The organism is Paraburkholderia sp. A1RI-2L (genome assembly GCF_048957375.1).
GTDB lineage: Bacteria > Pseudomonadota > Gammaproteobacteria > Burkholderiales > Burkholderiaceae > Paraburkholderia.
The window spans coordinates 535,870-560,690 of sequence record NZ_JARBTA010000004.1; the positions used below are offsets into that span (position 1 = coordinate 535,870).

A 24,821-nucleotide genomic window follows, 5' to 3' on the forward strand; every position below is an offset into this window, starting at 1 on the left:
GCAGGTTGCTGCAGGCACAAAAAAAGCACAGGGAGGAACCCGTGATTCTGATCGTCCTTCATCTCGCAGGCGGCGTCGCGTTGCTGACGTGGGGCCTGCACATGGTCGAATCGGGACTGATGCGCGCGTACGGCGCATCGCTCAAGCGCTTCATGGGGAAGAGCCTCGGCAACCGCTTCAACGCCTTTTTCGCGGGGCTCGCCATCACCGGCGCGCTGCAGAGCAGCACGGCGACCGGCATGATCGCGTCGTCATTCGCAGCGCGCGGGCTGATGCGGCCCGTTACCGGGCTTGCTGTGATGCTCGGCGCGAACGTGGGCTCGACACTGATCGTGCAGGCCTTCTCGCTCGATCTCAGCTGGATCTCGCCGGCTTGCCTGCTGGTGGGCATGGGCATGTTCGAAAAGGGCAAGGGCTCGCGCAACCGTGACATCGGACGCGCCTTGATCGGTCTCGGCCTGATGCTGCTCGCGCTCACCCTGCTCGTCTCCACGGTGCAGCCCGCCGAGAGCGCGCCCGCGCTGCGCACGGTGCTGGGCGCGCTGGCCGGCGAACCCGTGCTCAACGCCGCGCTCGCCTGCCTGCTCACATGGGCCGCGCATTCGAGCATTCCTGTCGTGCTGTTCGTGATGTCGCTTGCGAACCTCCATTCGGTGCCGATGGACAGCGCCATCGCCATGGTGCTGGGCGCGAACGTGGGCAGCGCGCTCAACCCGTATTTCGAAGCCGCCAAAGGCGACGACCGCAGCCGCCGCCGGCTGCCCGCCGGCAACCTGCTGCTGCGCGGCGGCGTGTGCCTGCTGTTGCTCGGCCTGTGCACACCGCTTGCGCAACTGCTCGAGCGCATGCCCGGCGACGCGAGCCACGCGATCGCCAACTTCCATACCGGCGTGAACGTTGGCATTGCAGTGCTCTTCATCGGCGTGCTCGATCCGGTGTCGCGGCTGCTCGAGCGGTTGCTGCCCGCGCCCGGCGTAGCCGACGATTCCGACTCGCCGCGCTACCTCGACGAAGAAGCCCTGCAGACGCCCGCCCAGGCGCTGGCCTGCGCGGCGCGCGAAGTGATCAGAATGAGCGAGGTCGTGGACACGATGCTGTGCGAGAGCGTGCCGGTGCTGCTCGCCAACGACCGCCGCGCGGTCAGCGAGCTGGCGGACCGCGACGACACCGTCGACATGCTGCACGACGCGATCAAGCGCTACGTCACCGACATCACGCGCGAACCGTTGAGCGACGAGGACCGGCGCTGGGCCTCGGCGATCATGACGGCGGTGATCAACCTCGAGCATATCGGCGACATCATCGACAAGAACCTGCTGGAAATCGCGCAGAAAAAGATCAAGATGCAGTTGAGCTTTTCGCCCGAAGGCGCGGAGGAGTTGCGCATGATGCACCGCTCCGTGAGCGGCAGCTTCCATCGCGCCCAGGCGCTGCTGGTGTCGGGCCGCACCCAGACCGCTGCGCAACTCATCGCCGACAAACAGGCGTTGCGGCGGCTCGAACGCTCGGCGCGCGACCGGCACCTAGAACGGCTGCGCAATGGCCTGCCGGACAGCATTGCGTCGAGCTCGCTGCATCTGGACGTGCTGCGCGACCTGGTGCGGATTCAGTCGCACATTTGTGCGCTCGCGTATCCGCTGCTCGAGCGGGAACGGGAGGAAGCGCTGGAGGCGGCGGAGGTGCAGTTGCGCGACGTGAATTGAGCGGGGAAGACGGGCTGTCCTGAAGGCGCCGTTGCGCCGTTGCGGCGGCGCCTGTTTCGAAGCCACCGAGCGTGACACCCAGCATACGACCATGCAATCCGGTCTGCAATCGCGCAGACCACTTCTCACTCGCTAGCCGTGACGGCTAGTGGAATAGTGACGACAACGCCCCACAGCGGCAATCATTATCGACCCAAGCATAGGGTTGAATACAATTCAATGACTTCCACTATTTACTTTGTCATAGAAATAATTATTTTCGCTTTGCTTGGCATGCCGCAGTAATTGAGGATTATCTATCCGGAGAATATTGATCGCCCGGATAAATGATTCGTACTATGACGCCGGATATCGCACGATATTAATAAAATTCGATTAACTGCTCCCGGCAGTTCCAGGGTATTCCTCTGCCGTGTTCCGGCAACAAGACCATGCGCTTCGAACCAGACCTGTTTGACAAGCTCTTTTATAACGCGCCCGATTCATCTACGGTACGCAAGATATCGCTCGATGAACTCAAGAATTCGGTGGCGCGGAATATCGAGTCAATTCTGAATACGCGCATGATATTTTCAGAGGAGTACATGACCCGATTTCCCGAATGCACCAAATCGATTCTCACCTACGGTCTGAACGATTTCACGGGGCTCAGTCTCTCGAACTCCGAAGCTCGCGATGCCATCGGCGAATCCATCAGGGTGGCCATCAAGCGGCACGAGCCCCGTCTGGTGGGGGCCGAGGTAACGCTGGAGCAGCGTCCGCAGTCTATCGGTAGTTTGCAATTCGCCATCAAGGCCATGCTGGTGGTTCACCCGGCGCGGGAGCCGGTCAGCTTCGACGCGCAATTTCAGGCCACGACGGGCCAATACTCGGTCAGCCGTGCCGGCGGCAGGCGCCCCGGTGCTATCGATGGATGAACTGCTGCCTTATTACGAGCGTGAACTGGCGTTCCTGCGGCGCTATTCGGCCGATTTTGCACAGCACTACCCGAAAACCGCGGGCCGGCTCGGGATCATCGGCGAGCATGTAGAGGATCCACATGTCGAGCGCCTGATCGAATCGTTCGCGTTTCTTGGCGCGCGCATCAGCAAGAAAATCGAGGACGACTATCCCGAGTTTACCGATGCGCTGCTCGAAGTACTTTACCCGCATTATCTTCGGCCCTTTCCGGCGTGCTCGATTGCGCAGTTCACCGGCAGCGCCAAAGCGGCCGCGGAGGCGCAGCCACTTGTCATCGCGCGCGGGACAGAACTGAAGTCCGACAAGAGAGGCGAAACAGAATGCGTTTTCCGCACCGTTCATGACGTCGTGCTGGCCCCGCTGCGGGTGTCGGAAGCGCGCCACGCCCCAACCACCGTGGTGCCGGGTCTCGTCAATCTGCCGACGGGCGCTACCGGCATCATTTCCATCACCCTGGAGTCGACCGCGCCGCAATCCGGTATCGCGGCACTGAAGCTCGACCGGTTGCGCGTACATCTGAACGGCGACGCGCCCCTGATCGCAGCACTCCAGGACTGTCTGTTTCTCCATACGCTAGCCGCATACGTCGAGCCCGAGCGGAGCGGCCGGTGGACCAGGCTGTCCGCAATCCCGTTGAGCCAGGCGGGCTTCGACGAAAGCGATGCATTAATCGACTATTCCGCGCGCTCGCATCCGGCCTACCGGCTGCTGACCGAGTATTTTGCGTTTCCGGAACAGTTCAGCTTCGTCGACATCGACCTCGCTGCCATGGCGAAAGCCGTCGATCCCTGCCAGCGGCTGACCCTGCACCTCGTCCTGAAAAACATCCGTGCCGACTCGCACACCGCCCGCCTGCTCGGGGCACTTTCGGCCAATCATCTGCGGCTGTTCTGCACGCCCGTCGTCAATCTTTTCAAGGCGCACGCCGAACCCGTGGTCTGGGCGCACACAGCCGCGTCATGTCCAGTCGTCGTCAACGGGAAGCGAGCGGCGGACCATGAGGTGTATTCCCTCGATACTGTTCACCTCGTGCGCAAGGCCGGAGGCAACGGGCAGATCACCGAACTCAGGCCGTTCCATTCGCTGCGCCACGGCGAGCATTCGCAGGCCGGACATTACTGGTTCGTGCGGCGCAACGAATGGGTGGCACGCAATAGTCCCGGCTACGAAACCGAGATCTCGGTGGTCGACGTGTGCTTCAATCCGGCTGTCGCGCAAAGCGACACGCTGAGCATCGACGTCACGGCGACCAACCGGGATCTGCCCGGCAGGCTGTCGATCGGTTCGGCAAGCGGCGACCTGTTCAAGGCCGGCGACGGCAACATCGAGCACATCGCGCTGCTAATGCGACCAACAGCCGTAACCCGCTTCGATCGCCGCGAGGCCGCGCACTGGCGGCTGATTTCCCACTTATCGCTGAACCACCTTTCACTGATGGCGGACGGTGCGGGAACGCTCAGGGAAATGTTGCGGCTTTACGACCAGCGCCATACGCCGGTGTCCGCTCGCCATATCGACGGCATTGTAAAAGTGGAAGCCGACGAGTCGATCCAGTGGATGGATGGCAAGCCCTTCCCGACCTTCGTGCGCGGGATCGAGATCCGCCTGACGCTGGACGAAGAGCATTTCGCCGGCGTGAGCCTTGCCACCTTCATCGGCGTGCTCGACCGCTTTTTCGGCCTCTACGTGCATATCAACAGCTTTACGCAGTTGGTCGCGATCTCGAAGCATAGCGGCCTGGAAATCATCCGCTGTCCGCCCCGCAGCGGCGATTCGATCCTCGTGTAACCGCGCACCGAAACGAAGGAAGAGCCATGAACGCCTACGAACACATCAAGTCCCTCAGCCCACGTGCGAGACAGCACAACCGCCCGATGAAGCTCGACACCTCCGTGGGCGAAGACGTGCTGCTGCCGCTGCGCGCGACGGGCTACTCGCGGATCGGGCGTGATTACGGCTTCACGGTCGACATGGTATCGACCTCCGCACAGATCGAACTCAAGCAGTTGATCGCCCAGCCCGTCACGCTGTGGATCCGCCAGAACGACAAAAGCTATCAACCGCATCACGGTTACGTGCACACCGTGCGCCGGCTCGGGGCGGACGGCGGGCTCGTCCATACGCAGCTAGAATTTGCCTCGTGGCTGCACTTCTTGCGCTTTCGCAAGGATGCGCGCATCTGGCAGGACAAGACCGTAACCGAAATTCTCGCCGACGTGTTCAATGCGCATCCTCAGGCTCGCGGCAAATTCCGGTTCAATCTATATGGACGACTGAGCAATCCATTGCCGCAGCGCTCGTTCTGCATGCAATACGAGGACGACTGGAATTTCGTGCACCGGCTCATGGAGTCGGAGGGACTGTGGAGCTACTTCGAGCAGGCGCAGGACGGAAAATCCCATACGCTGGTCATTACCGATTACAACTACTTCTGCGATGAGCTTCCGCTCGGGCAGATCAAATTCTCCCGCACAGCGCCCGGCACCGAGGTCGACGAATTTTCGCTGTGGTCGGGCACGCGCACGCTGCAGAGCGTGCGCTATACGGGCGTCACCGGAGATTACAAGGTGCCGCGCGAAAACAGGACGCTCAGCAGGAAGACGCTGCGCAATCAGGGTGATCTACCCGACCAGACCGAAGTCTACGAATACACTGGGAAATACACTTGGCTGGACGACAAGCGGGGGGATCATCTGGCCATGCTCCAGATGGAAGAACGGGAGTCGCGCGCCAAGCGGTTTCATGGCGCCGGGGATATCCGTTGCATGGACGCGGGCCGGTATTTCGAGTTGCGCAATCATCCGGACCACGAAAGCAACGCACAGCAGGAGCGTCAGTTCCTGGCGATCGAAGTGCGGTGGTTCATCGCCAGCAACCTGCCGGCGGGCAACACGCGGCCGTTTCCCAAGAGTCTCGAGACGGAGCTGGCAAGCGTACGCGCGGACTACCTCGGCGAAGAACCGGCGGGTGAAAAGCCAGGCGCGTCCACGATGGGCAAAAGCGACGGCTTTTTTCTCACGCGGGTCGAGGCGCAACGCATGAGCGTGCCGTACCGCAGCCCGTTCGAGCACAGGAAGCCACGAATGCGGATACAGACGGCAACCGTGACGGGCCCCGCGAGCGCGGAGGTGTACACCGATCCGTTGAACCGCATCAAGGCGCGCTTCGAGTGGGACCGGCTGAACGACGGCGATGAAAATGCCTCGTGCTGGCTGCGCGTGGCGATGTCGGATACGGGTGGCGGTTACGGCGGCGTGCACGTGCCGCGCGTGGGCGAGGAAGTCCTCGTGGATTGGATCGACGGGGATTGCGACAGGCCGATTGTCACCGGGCGCGTCTACAACGGCTCGAAAGCGCCGAGCTGGCACTCGAATGGAATTTTGTCAGGATACAGGTCGAAGGAATATGGCGGTAGCGGATACAACCAGATCGTACTGGACGACGCAACGAACCAGAACCGCTTGCAAATTTACAGTTCGAGTGCGAATTCGCAATTACACCTGGGGTATCTGATTGCGCAGAACGGCAATACACGCGGTACTTATCTGGGGATTGGCTTCGAACTGAAGTCGGATGCGTATGGCGCGATTCTCGCGGGACGGGGGTTGTATGTATCGACGCATGCAACTACGGCTACCCAGCAACTGAGCGTACAGCCCGCAAGCGAGCAACTGATCAACGCTGAGAACGTGCTCGAAGCGGTATCGGGGGCAAGCGTCGCTGGGCAAGCTGAAAGCATGCGTGACGGGCAGGAAGATCTACGCCGCTTCACGGAAGCGAGTCAACACAGTGTGGCTGGAAGCGGCTCCAACGGCGGGCTCACGGCGGGTGGTGGCTTGGGCAGTGCGAACGGTTTCTCGAAGCCGATCCTACTGATGGCGAGCCCTGAGGGCATTGCGATGTCCACGCCACAATCGACACACATCGGCGCCGATCGGTACGTCAACATAGTCAGTGGCAGGGATGCCAATGTTGCTGCCGGACGTTCGCTGATCGTCAGCGTCGTCGAGAAAATCAGCCTGTTCGTGCAAAAGGCGGGGATCAAGCTGTTTGCCGCGAGGGGTAAGGTCGACATCCAGGCGCAGAGCGATGAAATGTCCCTGACCGCACAAAAGAACCTTACATTGCGCAGTACCGACGCACAGCTTGCACTTGCTGCCGAACAGGAGGTCATGATGAGCAGCATTAACAATCAAGTCACGATCTCGGCAAAGCAAGGCATCACGCTGATGAGCGGTGGTGCCTATATCAGGATCGTCGATGGCAATATCGAACTTCACTGTCCTGGCAACATCAGGCTCAAATCCGCCAGCTTCCGTTCGGAAGGTCCAGCGCGAATATCCGACTCCGAAACGCTGTGGCCTGGGCATATCCCCGCCAACTTCAGCGCCAAAGTCTTTGTGGATAAACAGATTCAAGAGCGCATCGGTGCAACGGGTACCACGCCCTATCAGTTCATCGACGGACGCGGCGCAGTGGTCGCGAAGGGAGTCATGGACCAGATGGGCGCGACGCAGCGCATGTTCCATACCAACACAGAGCGCTTGCACTTGATGTTGGGCGACAAAGGCGACTGGCTCAAGACCGAACATCTCGATGAATCGGTGTGCGATTGCTCAATTGATCATCCGCCGCAGGCGCATGCGGATTTCAATGGCCTTGTGGGGTCACCGGACAGCGGCAATGCGGGCGAGAACGGGCAGCCGCTGCAGACGGCGCTCGCGCCGGATGCTCCCCTATCTTTCGATGCCGAGACAGAGAAATTCCAGCAGCAACTGCTTCATCAACTGGTGTTTGACGATCCGGCGATCAAACAAGCCATCGCGGATGGTGAGGAGTAAACCATGAAGTTAATTGCAATTATCTGCCTGGCACTCACCTTCTTCGCGATAAGCGCCACTGCTCAAGAGGTAGGTGCGAGCGCGGAACTGAAACTGGTTGACGGTGCCAACGACGTCACACTAGACGGCATGACGGTACGGGTCATAAAGGGCTATGTCGGTACGCTCACAGCTCATAGCTATGAGACTTACGTGAGCTATGTCATCCCGAAGAATCCAGAGGGCACCTGGCTTCAGATTCCACTGGAAGACCGCGACGGTACGACGGCTGAATTGCGCACGGTGGAATCCGCGGACTCCACCGTGCAGGCAGTCGCAATGTACCGTTCGGCCGGAAAGCTCTATGCGGTCGTTGCGACTAAGACGGGCAACAAGCTTCCTGATCTTTTTCTCAAGCCTGCACCGATCACGTTCAAGGTGTATCGCTTTAACGGCAATCTCAACGTGGCGCGCTTCAAACTGGAGCAGACCACCAGCAGCAAAGCCGCATGGCTCGACGCCGGCGACGCATTGAACAAAGTGTTCTTTTCGAAGTGAAGGTGAATCATGTTCGTTCGAGCAACCTATGATCGCGAAAAGCGGGCCGTTCACTATTTTGACGAAGAAGGCAACGAAACGCTTTACATCGGCGGGTCGTTTGCGTGGCGCACCACCAACCCCGGCAATTTGACTAAGCCTGGCGGCTACATCATATCGTCGGCGATCGGCTATGCGCAGCGAACAGCAAGCTCAAGGGTCCAGTTCGTCATTTTCCCCGACCGCGCCGCGGGACAGGAGGCGCACCGGAACCTGCTCAAGACCGTGTACCGCGATAGCACGATTCGCGGCATGCTCACGTCCTATGCGCCGCCTTCCGAAAACGATACGGAAAGCTATATCGGCTTCGTGACCAGGGCCGCTGGTGTTGCGCCCAGCGATGTCGTCGGTTTATTGCCTGCCGAAAAAATCGAATCCGTTTCAATCGCGATGGAGAAGCAGGAAGGGTGGGTGCCAGGCGTCATCAAGTATCTCGGCAAGCCAGTGCAGGTTCAGGTTCTGGACAAACTTAGCCAGCCTTTTGCGGGACAAACTATTCAGATTAAGAGTGGCGACTTCAACCTGGATGTCAAGACGGACCAGAGTGGCGACCTGCCTTGTCTGTATAGCGGACTTCTCGGGCAAGATGTGAGTATTGCCTACAAGCGCGAGGGAGAATATGAACCCATCGGGCAGGTATCCACGATATCGGAAGCCAATGCGTTCACCTTCAACGCACCTTACTTTCTGCTACCAACACGGCCACGCCTGCATGCGAAAGACGAGTCCTCGCGGCCTCGTGTGCATATCGTCCAGTCCGGTGAGACATTAACGGCAATTGCAGGCCGCTATGGTGCGACGGTCGATGCGATGGTTGCGCTTAACAAGCTGACGGATGCGAACCGTATCTATGCCAGCCAGCATCTCAAGGTTCCGGCTCAGGAAGCCAGTGTGAAGGGGCAGTCTGGTGCCAGCAGGGCCAATGCTGTCGCATCAACAGGTGCCATACCGGCCGCAGCTTCAGCGACATCGACGGCTTCAGTACAGCATTCGCCTGCTTCAACGTCTGGTGTCGTGCATCAACACGCGCCAAATGGTTATCCGCAAACTGTGGTGAGTTCGCCCAATCTCGAACCCAGCGGTGCGGTGTGGTGTAGCCGATTTCCTGGTAGCGCGGAACTCAATTCACTTAACGACTCGTTTAGGCCAAAGGCCAGTGCATTCATTAAGGCAATGCGCGATGCAGGCATTTCGGTCAGGATCAATGCCGCGTTCCGGCCAATTCAACGTTCGTATCTTATGTACCACGCGTTCAGAATTGCCAAGGGAATAGAGCGTCCGAATCAGGTGCCGATGCGAGCCGGAGTTCATATCGATTGGGTCCATCGCAACACGAATGGCAACATGGATCTACTGCAATCCGTTGAGGCAGCCAAAGAAATGTGCCGAGGCTATGGCCTTAATATTCATTCATCGAATCAAATGGTTGGGATTCCAGGAAGTTCTCGGCATAATTTTGGGGCCGCAATTGATCTTAATATTTCAGGATACACGGGAAAGCGCATTAAAGACACAACGGATGCATGGGTACTATTGAATTCATTCGAGGATCTTGAACATGTGGGAAGGCAATATGGTGTAATTTATTTTCAAAGAGAAAACATGCACTGGTCTGATAATGGACATTGAGTAAAAATCCATGAAAAAATTCACAACACTTATTTATTTTTCCCTTGCTTGCAGCCTTGTTCAGGCACATGAGATCCCTGTTGTTGGACTATGGGAACAATTTGCAATGGGAGACCTGCAAAGTGGGAACGTCGTGCGTCATGACCTTGTGTTTGTTGACCGTAAGCTAACCGACGACACGGTTTTCAGTGCACTAATGAATCCAGATACGAGCATCGGCGTACTTTGCTGTGTCAAGGTCAGCAAGGACGCGTCGATTACGCTTGCCGATCTTCTCAAGAAATACCCATTGGAACGCGATGATGCGGACCACCTCAAATCAATCACGGGCTGGAAGTATATTTACGAAGCAAAGATTATCGATTCGACTTCACAAAACCCTGCCATGCGCGAACTAGTCAAGAATCTGACTCATCCGCCTTCACTGTCGCCTTACTCGGCTGGCATCATATCCGGCAAAGTTGATCGTGACGAAGTTCCAACAACATTCTCGATTGATGGGGTAAGCGTGTCGTATTCGGTGCAGACGATTCGCAAATACAGTGCCATTCAGTACAAGTTCTCTATAAATGGCCGATTGATGAAATTCACCGAGGATAATTTCCCAGATTAAGTATCATTGGCTAGAATTTTATGAAAAAAATCTTGGTGACAGCTTCTGTTTCGCTTGCCTGCGGCATCACGCAAGCGCAACAGGTGCCGACTGTCGGATTATGGGAACATCTTGCAACGGGAGATGCAGATGGTCAGAACGTGACACGCCACGACCTTGTATTTGTTGACCGCAAGCTCTCGGATAGCGCGGTGTTCACGGCGCTGCTAGATTTGGGCGGCAGGAGCGTGGTGCTTTGCTGCGTCAAGGTCAGCAAGAGCGTGCCAATCACGCTTGCCGATCTGCTCAAGAAATATCCATGGAAAAGCTATGACGTCGAACATATAAAATCCATCACGGGCTGGAAGTATATTTACGAGGCAAAGCTTGTCGATCCGAGTGAGCAAAATTATCGCATGCACGAAATAGCCAAGTCTCTGACCGAGCCGGGTTCGACCTCACCTTATTCGGCCGGTATCATTTCAGGCAAGATCGATAGCAATATGGTTCGAACAGAATTCTCCGTCGATGGTGTACGCGTGTCGTACTCTATGCGACCTATCCGCAATTTCAGCACCATTCTGTGCAAATTCTCCGTGAATGGAGCCGCAGTTAAATTTACCGAGGATTCGTTCGGCGATTGAACCAATTCGGTGCCTGCATCACAGCGTTTTTCGATCGACAGCGCCCCCATTGTCGATAACTGGAATATGCCCGGGATCTTACACATCACTCTATGTCAACCTGGCCGCCCACCCCCAGCACCCTCGACCACCTGCTAACCGAGCCTTGGCGCTTCGGGTTCTTCAACGCGGTGCGCCTGCTCGAACGCTGGTTCGTCGAGCACGGCGGAGCACGGCCACGCGACGCACTCGCCTACCGAATCACGTTTCGCACGACGCTATCGACCACGTTTCCGCCCAGCGAGATCAAGCAAATCGTGTTGTATAACGTCGCTGGCGAACGTCTGACCGACATGTCGCAACATACGGCCTCCGAGGTATTCCGCGTCGACCTCACCCCAGCCCTCTTTGGCCTGCTCGGCAGCCAGGGCGCACTGCCCCTACGCTATACCGAACAAATCACGAACGAAGAGCATGCTAACCGCGACCGTTCCGGTCGAGCGTTTCTCGACATCTTCTCGAACCGGGCAACAGCCTACTTTTACTCCGCATGGAAGAAGTACCGGCTGCCCTACCACTACGAACTCGACCGAAACCAGCGCTATCTGCCGATTCTGCAATCTCTAGCCGGCATCGCCGACGCCAGCACGCAGCAAGCGCTGCGCCGGCAACCCGGTGCGCTCATCGGCGATGCGGTAGCAGGACATGGCGCGGTGGCACGTCATCGCGCCGTCTCGGCGTACTACCTCCAGCGCACGCTGTCCGACTATTTCGATGTACGCGTCCGTATCGAGCAATTTGTCGGCCATATGTACGATGTCTCGCTCAGTCAGCAGTCGAAGCTCGGACAAAGCAATATCGTCCTTGGCACGAACGCCTTGGCCGGAGAACGGATATGGCTGCGCAACCTGCGCGTGCGTCTGGTCCTCGGGCCGCTAACGGCAGCGCAGTACGACAAATTCCTCCCGGGGTCGGAGCGCTCGCACGCGCTTGCCCGCATGCTGCATCTGCTGGTCGGCATGACGCTCGAATATGAAGTCTGTCTCGTGCTCCGTCGCGAAGGCGTGAACCCGGTTGAACTCGGCAGCCGTGGCCAGCTCGGCTTCAATGCCTTCCTCTCCACACGTCCTTCCGGAATCGATCGCCCCGATATGTCTTACAGGTTGCGCAGGACGCGTTAAGCTTGCCTGAGCACCATCACCGCAATGAATTCCACCTCATTCATCAAATAAACTTCATCAATACCCCCACCGCCGCTAATCTAGCCCTACTCCTTCAATGGCTAGCGAAGCGATGGCTGAACTCTTTTTGATCAGACACGGGCAAGCGTCTCTTGGCGCGGACGACTACGACTGCCTCTCGGCCTCGGGCGAACAACAAAGCCGCTGGCTTGGCGAGCATTTCGCGCGCGACGGCGTCCAGTTCGATTGCATCATGTCGGGCACGCTGCGCCGCCACGCGCAAACGCTGGACGCAATCCGCCATGCCATGCCAGGCCTTCCCGCCGGTTGCGAAGCACACGCCGGGCTGAACGAATACGATTTTTACGCGCTCTTTACTGCGCTGCCCGACGAGCATCGCCACCTAGCCGATGCCGCAAAGCATGATTCGCGCGAGTTCTTCAAGGCCTTGCGGAAGGTTCTGCACCTGTGGACCGAAGGCGCACTCGACGGGCGCGTGCCTGAAACGTGGAGCGCATTTCAACAGCGCGTTGCCAACGCCCGGGCCGCCATCCAGCAAAGCGGCGCGCAGCGCGTACTGGTGGTCACCTCTGGCGGCGTGATTGGCGCATTCGTTCAGCAGATCCTGCAAGCCCCTGCTGCAATGGCCATCGCGCTGAACATGCAAATCCTCAATAGCAGCGTGACGCATTGCTACTTCAACCGCGAGGCGCTGCAACTGTCGAGCTTCAACGGCCTCGCCCATCTCGACGATCCGCAGCGCCACGCGTTTCGAACCTACGGCTAGATCCTCTGCCAAACCCCGCCACGATCAGCCCGAACCCGTCAAGCATCGAACGATATGACCACTGAACCTTCCAGCCCGTCGCTCGACCTCGACCGGCTCACGCCCTACCTCGAACAGCATCTCTCGGGCTTTCGCGGCCCCGTGCGAGCCACTAAGTTCCCGGGCGGCCAGTCCAACCCCACCTGGCTGATCGAAGCGCCAAGCAGCCGCTATGTGCTGCGCCGCCAGCCTCCGGGGCAACTGCTCAAATCCGCGCACGCCGTCGACCGCGAATTTCGTGTGCTGAGCGCGCTGGCCGAAACGCCGGTTCCGGTGGCACGCGTCTGGCACCTCTGCGAAGACCGCGACATCCTCGGCAGCCTGTTCTATCTGATGAGCTACGAGGATGGGCGGATCTTCTGGAACCCCGCGCTGCCCGAAGTCGACCGCGATGCACGGCGCGACTATTACGCCGCGATCGTCACGACGCTCGCCGCGCTGCACGATGTCGACCCCGAACGTGTGGGCTTAAGCGACTACGGCCGACCGGGCAATTACTTCCAGCGCCAGATCGAACTCTGGACCAAACAATACCGCGCGGCCGAAACGGAGCGAATCGCGCCCATGGAGGCGTTGATCGAATGGCTGCCCGCGTATTGCCCGGCCGACACGCAGCGTCCCGCCCTCGTGCACGGCGACTTCCGCATCGACAACCTGATCTTCGACCACGATACGCCGCGCGTGCGCGCCATACTCGACTGGGAGCTGTCGACGCTCGGCAATCCGCTCGCAGATCTCGCGTACTTCTGCATGTGCCTGCGTCTGCCGTCGAAAGGGCATATCACGGGGCTGCGCGGCCAGAACCGTGCCGCGCTGGGCATTCCCGAAGAAGAAGAAATGATTGCGCAGTACTGCAAACTACGCGGCCTGCCCGGCATTGCCAACTGGAACTTCTATCTGGCGTTCAGCTTCTTTCGCCTGGCATCGATTGCCCAGGGCGTGAAAGCACGCGCGCTGCAAGGCAATGCTTCGAGCGCGAATGCGCTCGAAGTGGGCGGTATGGTCGAACCGCTCGCGAGCCTCGCGGCGGAACTGATTGCATGACGCCTCACCCGCGTCCGGACACTGACACCGAATCAAGGAGACGAGATTGACCACGAACCTGTTTGACCTCTCGGGCCGGATCGCGCTCGTGACCGGCGCAAGCCGCGGCATTGGCGAAGCCACCGCGAGGCTGCTGGCCGAGCAAGGCGCCCATGTGATCGTGTCGAGCCGCAAGCTCGAAGACTGCGAAGCCGTTGCCGCCAGCATTCGCGAGAACGGCCACAGCGCCGAAGCGCTCGCCTGCCACGTCGGCCGCATGGAAGACATCACCGCCACGTTCGCCCATATCCGCGAGAAGCACGGGCGGCTCGACATTCTCGTCAACAACGCGGCAGCCAATCCGTATTTCGGCCATATTCTCGATACCGATCTGGCTGCCTACAACAAGACTGTCGAAGTCAATGTGCGCGGATATTTCTTCATGTCGGTCGAAGCCGGCAAGATGATGAAGGCGCAGGGCCGCGGCGCCATCGTGAACACCGCTTCGGTCAATGCGCTGCAGCCCGGCGATCAGCAGGGCATTTATTCGATCACGAAAGCGGCGGTTGTCAACATGACCCGCGCGTTCGCCAAGGAGTGCGGCCCGCTCGGCATTCGCGTGAATGCGCTGCTGCCCGGTCTCACGAAAACGAAGTTTGCCGGGGCGCTGTTCGAGAACAAGGACATCCACGACAGCTGGATCAGTGCGATCCCGCTGCGCCGCCACGCCGAGCCGCAGGAAATGGCCGGCACCGTGCTCTATCTGGTGTCCGACGCGGCGAGCTATACGAACGGCGAGTGCATCGTCGTCGATGGCGGACTGACGATCTAGCTTACGGAGTGAACCCAACATGAATTTCGCTTATAGCCCCAAGGTCGATGACCTGATCCGCCGCGTGCGCCACTTCATGGACGAGCACATCGTGCCGCGCCAGCGCCAATGGCACGAGGAAGTACACGCGGGCCGCTACCCGGTCTCGTTCATGGAAGATCTCAAGGCCCTCGCCAAAGCCGAAGGCCTGTGGAATCTGTTCCTCCCGCATTTGCACGACGACGAACCCGGCACGCGCCTGACCAACCTCGAATATGCGCCGCTTGCAGAAATCATGGGACGCGTTTCGTGGGCGCCTGAAGTCTTCAACTGTAATGCGCCCGATACCGGCAACATGGAGTTGCTGCACATGTTCGCGACGCCGGCGCAGCGCGAGCAGTGGCTCGTGCCGCTGCTCGAAGGCAAGATTCGCTCGGCGTTCGCCATGACGGAGCCGGATGTGCCCTCCTCCGATGCAACGAATATCACCACGTCGATCCGCCGCGACGGCAACGACTACGTGATCAACGGCCGCAAATGGTTCATCACGAACGCGGCGCATCCGAACTGCAAGATCTTCATCGTGATGGGCAAGACCGATCCCGATGCCGAAACCCACCGCCAGCAAAGCATGATTCTCGTGCCGGCGGGTACGCCCGGCGTGAAGATCGTGCGCAATATCACGGTCATGAACCACGTCTCGCCGGAAGGTCACTGCGAAATCACGTTCACCAATGTGAGCGTGCCGGCATCGAACCTGCTCGGCGAGGAAGGCAGCGGCTTCGCGCTCGCGCAGGCGCGTCTGGGACCAGGACGCATTCACCACTGCATGCGCTCGATCGGCGCCGCGGAACTCGCGCTCGAATTGATGATCGAGCGCGCGCAAGAGCGCAAGACCTTCGGCAAGTATCTGCATCAGCACGGCACGGTGGGCGAATGGATCGCGAAGTCGCGCATCGAAATCGATCAGGCCCGGCTGCTCGTGCTCAAGGCCGCGTGGCTGATCGACGAGGTGGGCGCCAAGGCGGCGCGCAAGGAGATCTCGATGATCAAGGCGCTGGTGCCGCAGGTTCATACCGCGGTTTGCGACCGCGCGATGCAGGTATTCGGCGCCATGGGCGTGAGCCCCGACACGCCGCTGGCCGATCACTGGACCTGGGGGCGCGCGCTGCGCTACGCCGATGGCCCCGACGAAGTCCACCTCCAGGCCATTGCGAAAATGGAGCTTGCGAGCGGCAAGGAACGGCTCGGCGCGATGGCGGCCTACCTGAACGCCCCGCTGCGCGATTGATCCCTCGCGCAGCACGGCGAAAGAAGGCCGAAGCGGAACGAACGCATCGTCACGGCGCCTCTCGTTTATGATGGCGGCAAACGGAGACTGTGAGATGCGTTCCCCCAAACTGGATCTGAATCTATTCGTCGTATTCGAATCGATCTACGAAAAGCGCAATCTGACTCGCGCAGCCGAGGCGCTCTTCATCACGCAACCCGCGGTCAGCAATGCACTGGCCCGCATGCGCAAGGCGTTCGACGATCCGCTTTTTGTGAGCACGTCGACGGGCATGGTGCCCACGCCGCTCACCGAGAACATCATTGGCCGGGTGCGCGAGGCGCTGCAACTGCTCGAAGCGAGCGCGACCGAAGGCGATGTGTTCGTGCCCGCCACTTCGGAGCGAACCTTCCGCCTGAGCATGCCCGACTTGAGCGAGGCCATGCTGCTGCCCGCGCTGGGCGAGGTGCTCCAGCAACAGGCGCCCGGCATGAGCATCGAATGCTATTTCACGCCGCGCAGCGAAATGTCCACGGCGCTGGCCACCGGCAAGATCGATTTTGCGATCGACGTGCCGCTCGTCGACGATCCGCAACTGCATCAGGCGCCGCTCGGCAACGACCACTATGCGTGCATGCTGCGCCACGATCACCCGTTTGCGGGCGAGACGCTGACCATGGACGATTACCTCGCGCTCGGCCATATCCAGGTGTCGAGCCGCCGCCAGGGAAGCGGCTTCGTCGATGCGGAGCTGAAGAAACTCGGCCGGCAGCGGCGCATACAAATGCGCGTGCAGCACTACATGGTGGCGCCGCTCGTGGCGCTGCGCACCGACCTTGCGCTAACCGCGCCGGTCGAGCTTCTGCAACGCCACGACGCGCGCATTTTCGAACTGCCGTTCGAGCTTCCCGATCTGCAATGGCATCTGTACTGGCATCGCAGCAGCGAGCAGGACCAGGCCAGTCTGTGGCTGCGCGCCCAGATTCTCGAGCTCATGAACGGCATGAGCGGCGCGCCCGTGCAGTCCGCGGCGAAGCGCGCGGGGCGCCGGCCCGCGCGCCCTGCCCGCTCATAGCGTCTGCACCTGAACCGGCGCGCCCGGCTTGCCCTCCACGAGCGGGACCACCACCAGATAGCGGCGCTTGTCGCCGGACGTGCTCGTGTCCGGCGTGACCAGTTGGCGAATCTGCCCGAGCGCGTTGACGATTGCGGAACCCGCAGGGTTCGTCATGAAGTTCGCAAGCACCTGCACGTCGCCGGTGCCATCGGAATGATCGGCAAGTCCCAGTGCATAGTGCTGTTTCGGCTGCAAGCCGGTCACGGCGGCCTGCAGAACCTGCACGAGCCCCTGGTCGAACAAAGCAACCGTGGTAGGCGCGTGCGCGGCGTCCGTTGCGCTGCCCGAAGCCGCAGAACCCGCCGGCACCAGCGCAACGTGGGCGGTCTGCCCCGCGAGTCCCAGCGGCTGCAGGTTCTGCGTGCCATCGCCTTGTGGCACCGCGTCCGGCACATAGGTCACAGCCTGCGGCGCCTGGCCGATCGGCACCGTGGCAACCACGGTGTTCGTGAGCGTGTCGATCGCCGCCATCGCATCGGCGTTTTCCAGGCCGACATAGATGCGGCTGCCGTCGCCCGATGGCCAGAGGCCGTGCGGCAAGCTGCCGACCGGAATCGTCGCGACTTGCGAAAAGTCGTCGGTCCGGAACACCTTCACAACATTCAGTCCTCCTACCGTTACATAGGCAAACGTGCCCTTCGCGTTATGCACGATGTTCACGTGATTCGTGATCGGGCCCGTGTCGATGGTCTTGAGCACGGCAAACGGCGGCTTGGCGTCGAACACCTGCACCTTGCCCACGTCCTTGAGCGTGAACCAGACCTGCTTGCCATCCGGCGTGGCGGCAAGATCCGGGCAGAACGGGCTGGCCTGCTTGACCGTGCCCACGATCTTGTGGTCGGCCACCGAAATCACCTCGGTCTGCGGATTGAAGGACGAGCACACATAGCCATACTTCCCGTCAGGCGAGAAAATCTGCATGCCGGGGCCTGCCGGAACGGTAATGCGCGTTTTCTCCTCATACGTCGTCCCGTCGAGCACGGCGACATAGTTTTCGCCGCGCACGGTCACCCATACTTCCTTGCCGTCAGGCGTGAAGAACGCCTCATGCGGCGAGCGGCCCACGTAGGTGACGTGCTTGACGGCGTTGGTCTGCGTGTCGATGAACGAGACCGAGTTCGAACCGATCGACACCACCGCGATCGTGCGATGGTCCGGCGCATAACCCATGCCATGCACGAGCAATTGCCCCTTGTACAGCGGGCTGAAGTTACCCGGCGACGGATCGCCGAGACGGATCAGGCCAAGCAGCTTGTTATCGGCCGGGTCGATCACCGAGACGGTGTTGGAAAATTGCTCGGCGGCATAGACGCGATCGCGGTGGCTTACCGGAATGTCGGGGGCGGATAACAATCCAGGGGCCTGCCCGGCCCAGACCAGCTGCGCGGCTGCCATAGCCGCCGCCGACATGGCGACGGTGCAAAACGATATGCGTTTCATCACGGCTCCTTCTGTGTGGGATTCGGCATGCGCATCGGCATGCCCTGCTGCGTCGACGGATCAAGGTGGGCTGCGGGTCCGGAGGCTGGCCCTTGCTGCTGATCGGGCGTGCTTGCAGGAGGAGGCAAGGGTTGCCCGAGCGCGAGGCGCATGGCAACGATTTCCTGCTGTTGCTCGACCACGATCTCTTGTGCAATGCGGCGCAATTGTTCGTTGTGCCCGTGGCGCAACTCGGCCTGGGCCATGTCGATGGCGCCTTGATGATGCGGGACCATCATCGCGACGAAATCGCGGTCGATGTCGCCGGTCGGTTTGACCGACATGCCGTCCATCATCCTTGTCATGGCGGCGTCGTTCTCGGCCATGAAGGACGTTTCGTCGGAAGATGCGGCCTGCGAGCCCGCCGCGAATGCAGCCGGACCGCACAACCCGAGAATGACAACGCCGGCCGTAACGGCGCGCTGGACTATTCGCACGATGGTTCCCCCTGCAAGTCATTGAGTCTTAATGGGGTGAACCAACTGCGTGCGAGATTATTCCGGGTGAGCCGGATATTTCTTGCGTAATCGCGCCGACGGCAGGCAAGCAAACGCCGTGGGCGACGTGCGCCAAGGCGTTATTCCGCTGGGTTTGCGTTGGTCGTGCTATCGGCTCGCATCGGCGTGCTCATCGGGCACGTCCTGGCGCTTGCGCGTGGGCGCAAACAGCGTGCTGCGCGGAATCCATACCTGGCGGAACTGCTCCAGTTCGCGCTCCTCGGCGAAGACCTGCATCGAAGGCTTGACCAGGTCGTGCCGCGACACCACGCCGAGCAGGCGCAAGGTTTTCGCGTCATCCACGACCGGCACGCGGTCGAGACCCGTAATGGCGAGCCGCGCCGCCACATTGCGGCAAGTCTCGCCGGGCAAGGCGATCTCGGGCTGCGTCCGGGCAAAAGCCGAGCCAATCGGCATCCCGGCCTTGCCCGGCGCAATCCGGTCGAGCAACGTGCGATCCACCATGCCCACCAGCACGCCGTTCCTGAGCACCGGAAACGCGCGAAACTTCTGCCCCTTGCCGAAATAGTCGTCGAGCACGTGGGCAACCGTTGTGGCCGCATCGATTGTTACTACATTGCGCGTCATTACCTCGTCGACATAATGGCGCTCGAGCGGATCGATGCTGTATTCGCGGTAGATGTGATAGCCGCGCCGCGCAATTTTCTCGGTCAGGATCGAGCGGCGCATGAACATGACCGTGAAGCCATAGGCCACGGCGGCAGCAGCAAGCAGCGGCAGCAACGCGTTGGCGTCGCCGGTCAGCTCGAAGGCGAACACCGCAGCCATCACGGGCGCGCGCATCATGCCGCCAAGCGAGGCGGCCATGAAGATGAGCGGCCATAGCGCGGGGTCATGGCCCGGCATGTAGGGCCCCACCAGTGCCCCCACGCCCGCGCCCATCATCAGCAGCGGCGCGAGCACGCCGCCCGACGTTCCCGAGGCCAGCGCGATCACCCAGATGATGGCCTTCACCACGACGATGCCGATCACGGCCTGCATGGCCAGATGATTCTGCAGCAGGTCGCCGATCACGTCGTAGCCGACACCGAGCGTGCGCGGCTGAAAATATCCGCCGATGCCCACGGCAATCGCGCCCAACGCGGGCCACCACATCCAGTGAACCGGCAACTTGCCGAACAGGTCCTCCACCTTGTAGAGCCACGTGGACAAGGCCCACGACAACGCGCCCGCGATCACGCCCGCAATGGCCGCCGAGACGATGCCGATCGGGCCGATGGGTAGTGTATGCAGCGGAAACAGCGGGCCGCTGCCCAGAAACAGCGGGCGCGCGAAGCCCGCCACGGCGCAGGCGATGGCAACCGGCAGGAGGCTGCGGGGCCGCAGTTCGAACAGCAGCAGCTCGATGGCGAGCAGCACGGCGGCCACCGGCGTGCCGAACACGGCGGTCATGCCGGCGACGGCGCCCGCCACCAGCAGCGCCTTTCTTTCGGCGCTCGACAGATGGAAGAACTGCGCGATCAGCGAGCCGATCGCGCCGCCCGTCATGATGATCGGCCCTTCGGCGCCGAACGGCCCGCCGCTGCCGATCGCGATGGCCGAGGCGAGCGGCTTGAGCACGGCCACCTTCGGCGGCATCTTGCTCTTGCCGAACAAGATCGCCTCGATGGCTTCGGGAATACCGTGGCCGCGAATCTGCTCCGAGCCAAAGCGCGCGATCAGCCCCACCAGCAGCCCGCCGATCACGGGCGCAGCCACCACGAACCACCCTAGCGTGTTCTGCGCAGGCGAATGATTCCCGGTCGACAAGGTCTGGAAGAAAAACAGGTTCGTAAAGAAGCGGATGAGGTGCAGCAGAAAGTCGGCGGCAACGGTGCTCAGTGCACCGCCCACCGCCGCGATGGCGCTGATGCGCAGAAGCCGGACATCGGTTGCGAAATCGCCCTTGTGCGCGCTGTGCTCGCTCATGATTCCCCTTGGCGGGTGCGGGAGGGTCGGTGGCACCCACGGGGATATTTATATCACAACGTGATGGAACAAATCTGGTCGTTCCTCTCGCCGGCGGAACGTCTTGCGGCGAGAGGGACGACACACGGCAGGTGGAAATGGCCGTTTGCTTACGCGCTCGCGGCCATGCGCACCGGGTTGCGATATTCGCGCAGCCATTGCTCCCGCTTGCCGGCTGCAGCGCGAATATTGTTCTCCTTCACGTGACCGAAACCGCGAATATCGTCGGGAATGCCCGCCAGCTTGAGCGCCATCGCAAGACGTTCGGCATCGAGCGTCGCGCAGAATTCCTCCACCAGCGCGAGGTAATCGGCAATCAACTGACGTTCGCCGCGCCGCTCCGCCGTGTGGCCGAACACGTCCAGCGCCGTGCCGCGCAGCCCCTTCAGGCGCGCGAGCGCACGCAGGGCCGGAAGTACCCACGGACCAAATTGCTTTTTCTTCAAGCGGCCCTGTTCATCGCGCTTTGCGAGCAACGGCGGCGCGAGATGGAATTTCAGCTTGTAATCGCGGCCCGGCTCGCCTTCGAATTGCTCGCGCAGCTTCGCAAGGTAGACTGGATCGGCATAGAGACGCGCAACTTCGTACTCGTCCTTATAGGCCATGAGTTTCGCGAGATTCACGGCAACCGCACGCGTGAGCGGCAGCTTCGCATTGCCGGTGGCTTGCGTTTCTTTTGCGCGAATCCGCTCGACGGCATCGCGATAGCGCCGGGCATACGCCGCGCTTTGATACGCGGTCAACAACGCTTCGCGCGAGGCGATCACCGTGTCCAGCGACTCGGGCATGCGCACGACAATCGCCTGCTGCGCGGGCTTCGCATGCGCCTGAATGGCGGCTTCGCCGTGATGCGCCACATGGCGGCCCCAGTTGAACGCAAGACGATTCTTCTCGACCGCCACACCGTTGAGCTCGATCGCGCGCAGCAGGCTCGCAAGCTCAAGCGGCAGCCAGCCCTTTTGCCACGCAAAGCCCAGCAGCAGCGGATTGCTGTAGATGGTGTCGCCCAGCAGCGTCAGGGCGAGTGCATTGGCGTCGATGAACTCGCAGCCCTCGCCGATGCTCTCGCGCAGGCTCGCTTCCGTCTGCGCGCCAGGGAATGCCCACTTGGGATTGCGCACGAGGTCCGCCGTGGGCGTCGCGCCGCTATTGACCGCGGCCACCGTCACGCCGTGCTGGGTGCGCGAAAGCACATCGCTCGATGCGCTCACCAGCGCGTCGCAACCGATCACGAGCCGCGCTTCGCCCGTGGCGATGCGCGTCGCATGCAGCGCGCTGGGCGCGGACGCAATCTGCACGTGGCTGAGCACGGCGCCGCCCTTCTGCGCGAGGCCCGCCATGTCGAGCACGGTCACGCCCTTGCGCTCGATATGCGCAGCCATGCCGATCAGCCCGCCGATGGTCACCACCCCCGTGCCGCCCACGCCGGTGACGAGAATGCCGTAAGGCCGTGCAAGCGCGGGCAGCGTGGGCGCGGGCAGCGCGTCGAAATCGGGCGCGGCGGCATTGCGCGCGGCTTGGGGCTTGCGCAACTGCGCTCCTTCCGCCGTCACGAAGCTCGGGCAAAAACCCTTCACGCACGAAAAATCCTTGTTGCACGATGACTGATTGATCTTGCGCTTGGTGCCGAGCGGCGTGTCGAGCGGTTCGACGGACAGGCAGTTCGATTGCACCGAGCAATCGCCGCACCCCTCGCAAACCGCGTCGTTGATGAACGCGCGGCGCGCAGGATCGGGATACGTGCCGCGCTTGCGGCGGCGGCGCTTTTCCGTCGCGCAGGTCTGGTCGTAGATCAGCACGGTCGTGCCCGGCACTTCGCGCAGCGTGCGCTGCACTGTGTCCAGTTCGTCGCGGTGGAAAATGTCCACGCCCGCGGGCAGCGTGATACGCGAATCGTATTTCTCCGGCTCATCCGAAACAATCACGATGCGCTTCGCACCTTCGGCATGGACCTGGTGCACGATCTGCGAAACGGTCAGCACGCCGTCGATAGGCTGGCCGCCCGTCATGGCGACGGCATCGTTATAGAGAATCTTGTACGTGATGTTCGCGTTGGCCGCGATCGCCGCGCGAATGGCAAGCAGTCCGGAATGAAAATAGGTGCCGTCGCCGAGATTCGCAAAAACATGCTTGTCGCCGGCAAAGTGCATTTGCCCGATCCACGTCACGCCTTCGCCGCCCATCTGGCTGAAGGTTTCGGTCTTGCGATCCATCCAGATCGACATGTAGTGGCAGCCGATGCCCGCGAGCGCGCGTGAGCCTTCGGGCACGTTGGTCGAGGTGTTGTGCGGGCAGCCCGAGCAGAACCACGGCTTGCGCTCGACGCCGACCTGGGGCTTGGCGGCCTCGCGCTCCTTCGCCTCGATAATGGCCACGCGCGCCAGCATGCGCGCCCGCACATCGTCAGGCAGATCGGCGCGTGCGAGACGGCGAGCGATGGCCTTCGCGATCAGCGCCGGCGACAGTTCGTAATGCGCGGGCAACAGCCAGTTGCCGCGCGGCACCGACCATTCGCCGCCTTCGTTGTCGCGTTCGTCGAACTTGCCGTAGATCTTCGGGCGCACGTCTTCGCGCCAGTTGTAGAGCTCTTCCTTCAGCGCATATTCGAGAATCTGGCGCTTTTCCTCCACCACGAGAATTTCTTCGAGGCCGGTGGCGAATGCGCGTGCGTCCTGCGCATCGAGCGGCCACACGCAACCCACCTTCATGACGCGCAAGCCGATCCGCGCGCACGTTTGATCGTCGAGGCCGAGGTCGCTGAGCGCCTGGCGCACGTCGAGATAGGCCTTGCCCGCGGTCATGATGCCAAAGCGCGGCTGCGGCGAATCGATGACCACGCGGTTCAGCTTGTTCGCGCGAACGTAGGCAAGCGCCGCATACCACTTCTCGTCGAGCAGGCGGGCTTCCTGCACGAGCGGCGTATCGGGCCAGCGGATATTGAGGCCGCCCGCGGGCATGGCGTAGTCGTCGGGCGTGACGATCTCCACGCGGTCCGGATCGAGATCGATCGATGCCGTGGATTCGATCACGTCGGTCACGCACTTCATGGCCACCCACAGGCCCGAGTAGCGGCTCATCGCCCAGCCGTGCAGGCCGTAGTCGATGTACTCCTGCACATTGGACGGATAGAGCACGGGAATGCCCGCCGCGATGAACGCGTGCTCGGACTGATGCGCGACCGTGGACGACTTCGCCGCGTGGTCGTCGCCAGCGAGCACGAGCACGCCGCCGTGGGCCGCGCTGCCCGCGGAATTCGCGTGTTTGAAGACGTCGCCGGTGCGGTCGACGCCCGGGCCCTTGCCGTACCACATGCCGAATACGCCGTCACGCGTCGCGCCCGGCCACAGGTTGACCTGCTGTGAACCCCACACGGCGGTGGCGGCCAGATCCTCGTTTACGCCCGGCTGGAACACGATGTCGTTGTCGTGCAGATGCTTTTTGGCTTTCCACAGCGACTGATCGAGCGCCCCCAGCGGCGAGCCGCGATAGCCCGAAATAAAGCCCGCGGTGTTCAGCCCCGCCTTGCGGTCGCGCGCCTTTTGCAGCATCGGCAAGCGCACCAGCGCCTGCGTGCCACTGATGTAAACCCGCCCGCGTTCAAGCGTGTACTTGTCGTCGAGCGAAACCGGGGTGGCCGGCGAGTCGATCGTTACGTCCTGTGCATCGTGTGCAATCTGGTCGCGCGCATTCATGGGGCTTGTGTCTCCAATGGATGATCGTTTTCC

At 61.2% G+C, this 24,821-nt stretch carries 18 protein-coding genes; 14 read left to right on the forward strand and 4 right to left on the reverse strand.

What is annotated here, in order from left to right; genetic code table 11:
* Positions 1-41: 41 nt before the first annotated feature.
* From PWP93_RS30860 to PWP93_RS30925, 14 genes are all read left to right on the forward strand, one after another.
* Positions 42-1,703, forward strand: coding sequence for a Na/Pi cotransporter family protein (locus PWP93_RS30860; RefSeq protein WP_421047398.1), 1,662 nt, complete (start codon positions 42-44; stop codon positions 1,701-1,703).
* Between the two features lie 431 nt (positions 1,704-2,134).
* Positions 2,135-2,620, forward strand: coding sequence for a type VI secretion system baseplate subunit TssE (tssE, locus tag PWP93_RS30865; RefSeq protein ID WP_421047399.1), 486 nt, complete (start codon positions 2,135-2,137; stop codon positions 2,618-2,620).
* Complete coding sequence (gene tssF, locus PWP93_RS30870) at positions 2,613-4,451, forward strand: type VI secretion system baseplate subunit TssF (protein ID WP_421047400.1); 1,839 nt, start codon at positions 2,613-2,615, stop codon at positions 4,449-4,451. The genes tssE and tssF overlap by 8 nt, the downstream gene beginning before the upstream one ends.
* A 26-nt stretch (positions 4,452-4,477) precedes the next feature.
* Positions 4,478-7,504: a type VI secretion system Vgr family protein gene (locus PWP93_RS30875; protein ID WP_421047401.1), complete on the forward strand. Its 3,027-nt coding sequence runs from the start codon at positions 4,478-4,480 to the stop codon at positions 7,502-7,504.
* Between the two features lie 3 nt (positions 7,505-7,507).
* Positions 7,508-8,041 carry a hypothetical protein gene (locus tag PWP93_RS30880; protein ID WP_421047402.1) on the forward strand — a complete coding sequence of 178 codons (534 nt, stop codon included), beginning with the start codon at positions 7,508-7,510 and terminating at the stop codon, positions 8,039-8,041.
* 9 nt (positions 8,042-8,050) lie between these two features.
* The gene (locus tag PWP93_RS30885; protein ID WP_421047403.1) at positions 8,051-9,709 is read left to right on the forward strand and encodes a LysM peptidoglycan-binding domain-containing protein; all 1,659 of its coding nucleotides are present in this window, start codon (positions 8,051-8,053) and stop codon (positions 9,707-9,709) included.
* Positions 9,710-9,719: 10 nt separating this feature from the next.
* Positions 9,720-10,322: a hypothetical protein gene (locus tag PWP93_RS30890; RefSeq protein WP_421047404.1), complete on the forward strand. Its 603-nt coding sequence runs from the start codon at positions 9,720-9,722 to the stop codon at positions 10,320-10,322.
* 20 nt (positions 10,323-10,342) lie between these two features.
* Positions 10,343-10,945, forward strand: a complete 603-nt coding sequence (locus PWP93_RS30895; RefSeq protein ID WP_421047405.1) for a hypothetical protein — start codon at positions 10,343-10,345, stop codon at positions 10,943-10,945.
* A gap of 92 nt (positions 10,946-11,037) precedes the next feature.
* Positions 11,038-12,105, forward strand: a complete 1,068-nt coding sequence (tssG, locus tag PWP93_RS30900) for a type VI secretion system baseplate subunit TssG (protein ID WP_421047406.1) — start codon at positions 11,038-11,040, stop codon at positions 12,103-12,105.
* 112 nt (positions 12,106-12,217) lie between these two features.
* The gene (locus PWP93_RS30905) at positions 12,218-12,892 is read left to right on the forward strand and encodes a histidine phosphatase family protein (protein WP_421047407.1); all 675 of its coding nucleotides are present in this window, start codon (positions 12,218-12,220) and stop codon (positions 12,890-12,892) included.
* Positions 12,893-12,946: 54 nt separating this feature from the next.
* Positions 12,947-13,975 (forward strand): phosphotransferase, encoded by a 1,029-nt coding sequence (locus PWP93_RS30910; protein WP_421047408.1) that lies wholly within the window; start codon positions 12,947-12,949, stop codon positions 13,973-13,975.
* 46 nt (positions 13,976-14,021) lie between these two features.
* On the forward strand, positions 14,022-14,786 hold the full coding sequence (locus PWP93_RS30915) for an SDR family oxidoreductase (protein ID WP_421047409.1): 765 nt from the start codon (positions 14,022-14,024) through the stop codon (positions 14,784-14,786).
* Between the two features lie 19 nt (positions 14,787-14,805).
* Positions 14,806-16,056 (forward strand): acyl-CoA dehydrogenase family protein, encoded by a 1,251-nt coding sequence (locus PWP93_RS30920; protein WP_421047410.1) that lies wholly within the window; start codon positions 14,806-14,808, stop codon positions 16,054-16,056.
* Between the two features lie 94 nt (positions 16,057-16,150).
* The gene (locus PWP93_RS30925; RefSeq protein ID WP_421047411.1) at positions 16,151-17,110 is read left to right on the forward strand and encodes a LysR family transcriptional regulator; all 960 of its coding nucleotides are present in this window, start codon (positions 16,151-16,153) and stop codon (positions 17,108-17,110) included.
* Here the strand turns inward: PWP93_RS30925 and PWP93_RS30930 are convergent.
* The 4 genes from PWP93_RS30930 to PWP93_RS30945 form a co-directional block, all read right to left on the reverse strand.
* Positions 17,105-18,592 (reverse strand): YncE family protein, encoded by a 1,488-nt coding sequence (locus PWP93_RS30930; RefSeq protein ID WP_421047412.1) that lies wholly within the window; start codon positions 18,590-18,592, stop codon positions 17,105-17,107. The genes PWP93_RS30925 and PWP93_RS30930 overlap by 6 nt on opposite strands.
* Entirely contained in the window at positions 18,592-19,068 is a 477-nt protein-coding gene (locus PWP93_RS30935; RefSeq protein WP_421047413.1) for a DUF305 domain-containing protein, read from the reverse strand. The genes PWP93_RS30930 and PWP93_RS30935 overlap by 1 nt, the downstream gene beginning before the upstream one ends.
* A gap of 168 nt (positions 19,069-19,236) precedes the next feature.
* Positions 19,237-21,057, reverse strand: coding sequence for a chloride channel protein (locus PWP93_RS30940; RefSeq protein ID WP_421047414.1), 1,821 nt, complete (start codon positions 21,055-21,057; stop codon positions 19,237-19,239).
* A 149-nt stretch (positions 21,058-21,206) separates the two neighbouring features.
* A complete protein-coding gene (locus PWP93_RS30945; protein WP_421047415.1) occupies positions 21,207-24,788 on the reverse strand; it encodes an indolepyruvate ferredoxin oxidoreductase family protein in 3,582 nt (1,193 codons plus the stop codon).
* Positions 24,789-24,821 lie beyond the last annotated feature (33 nt).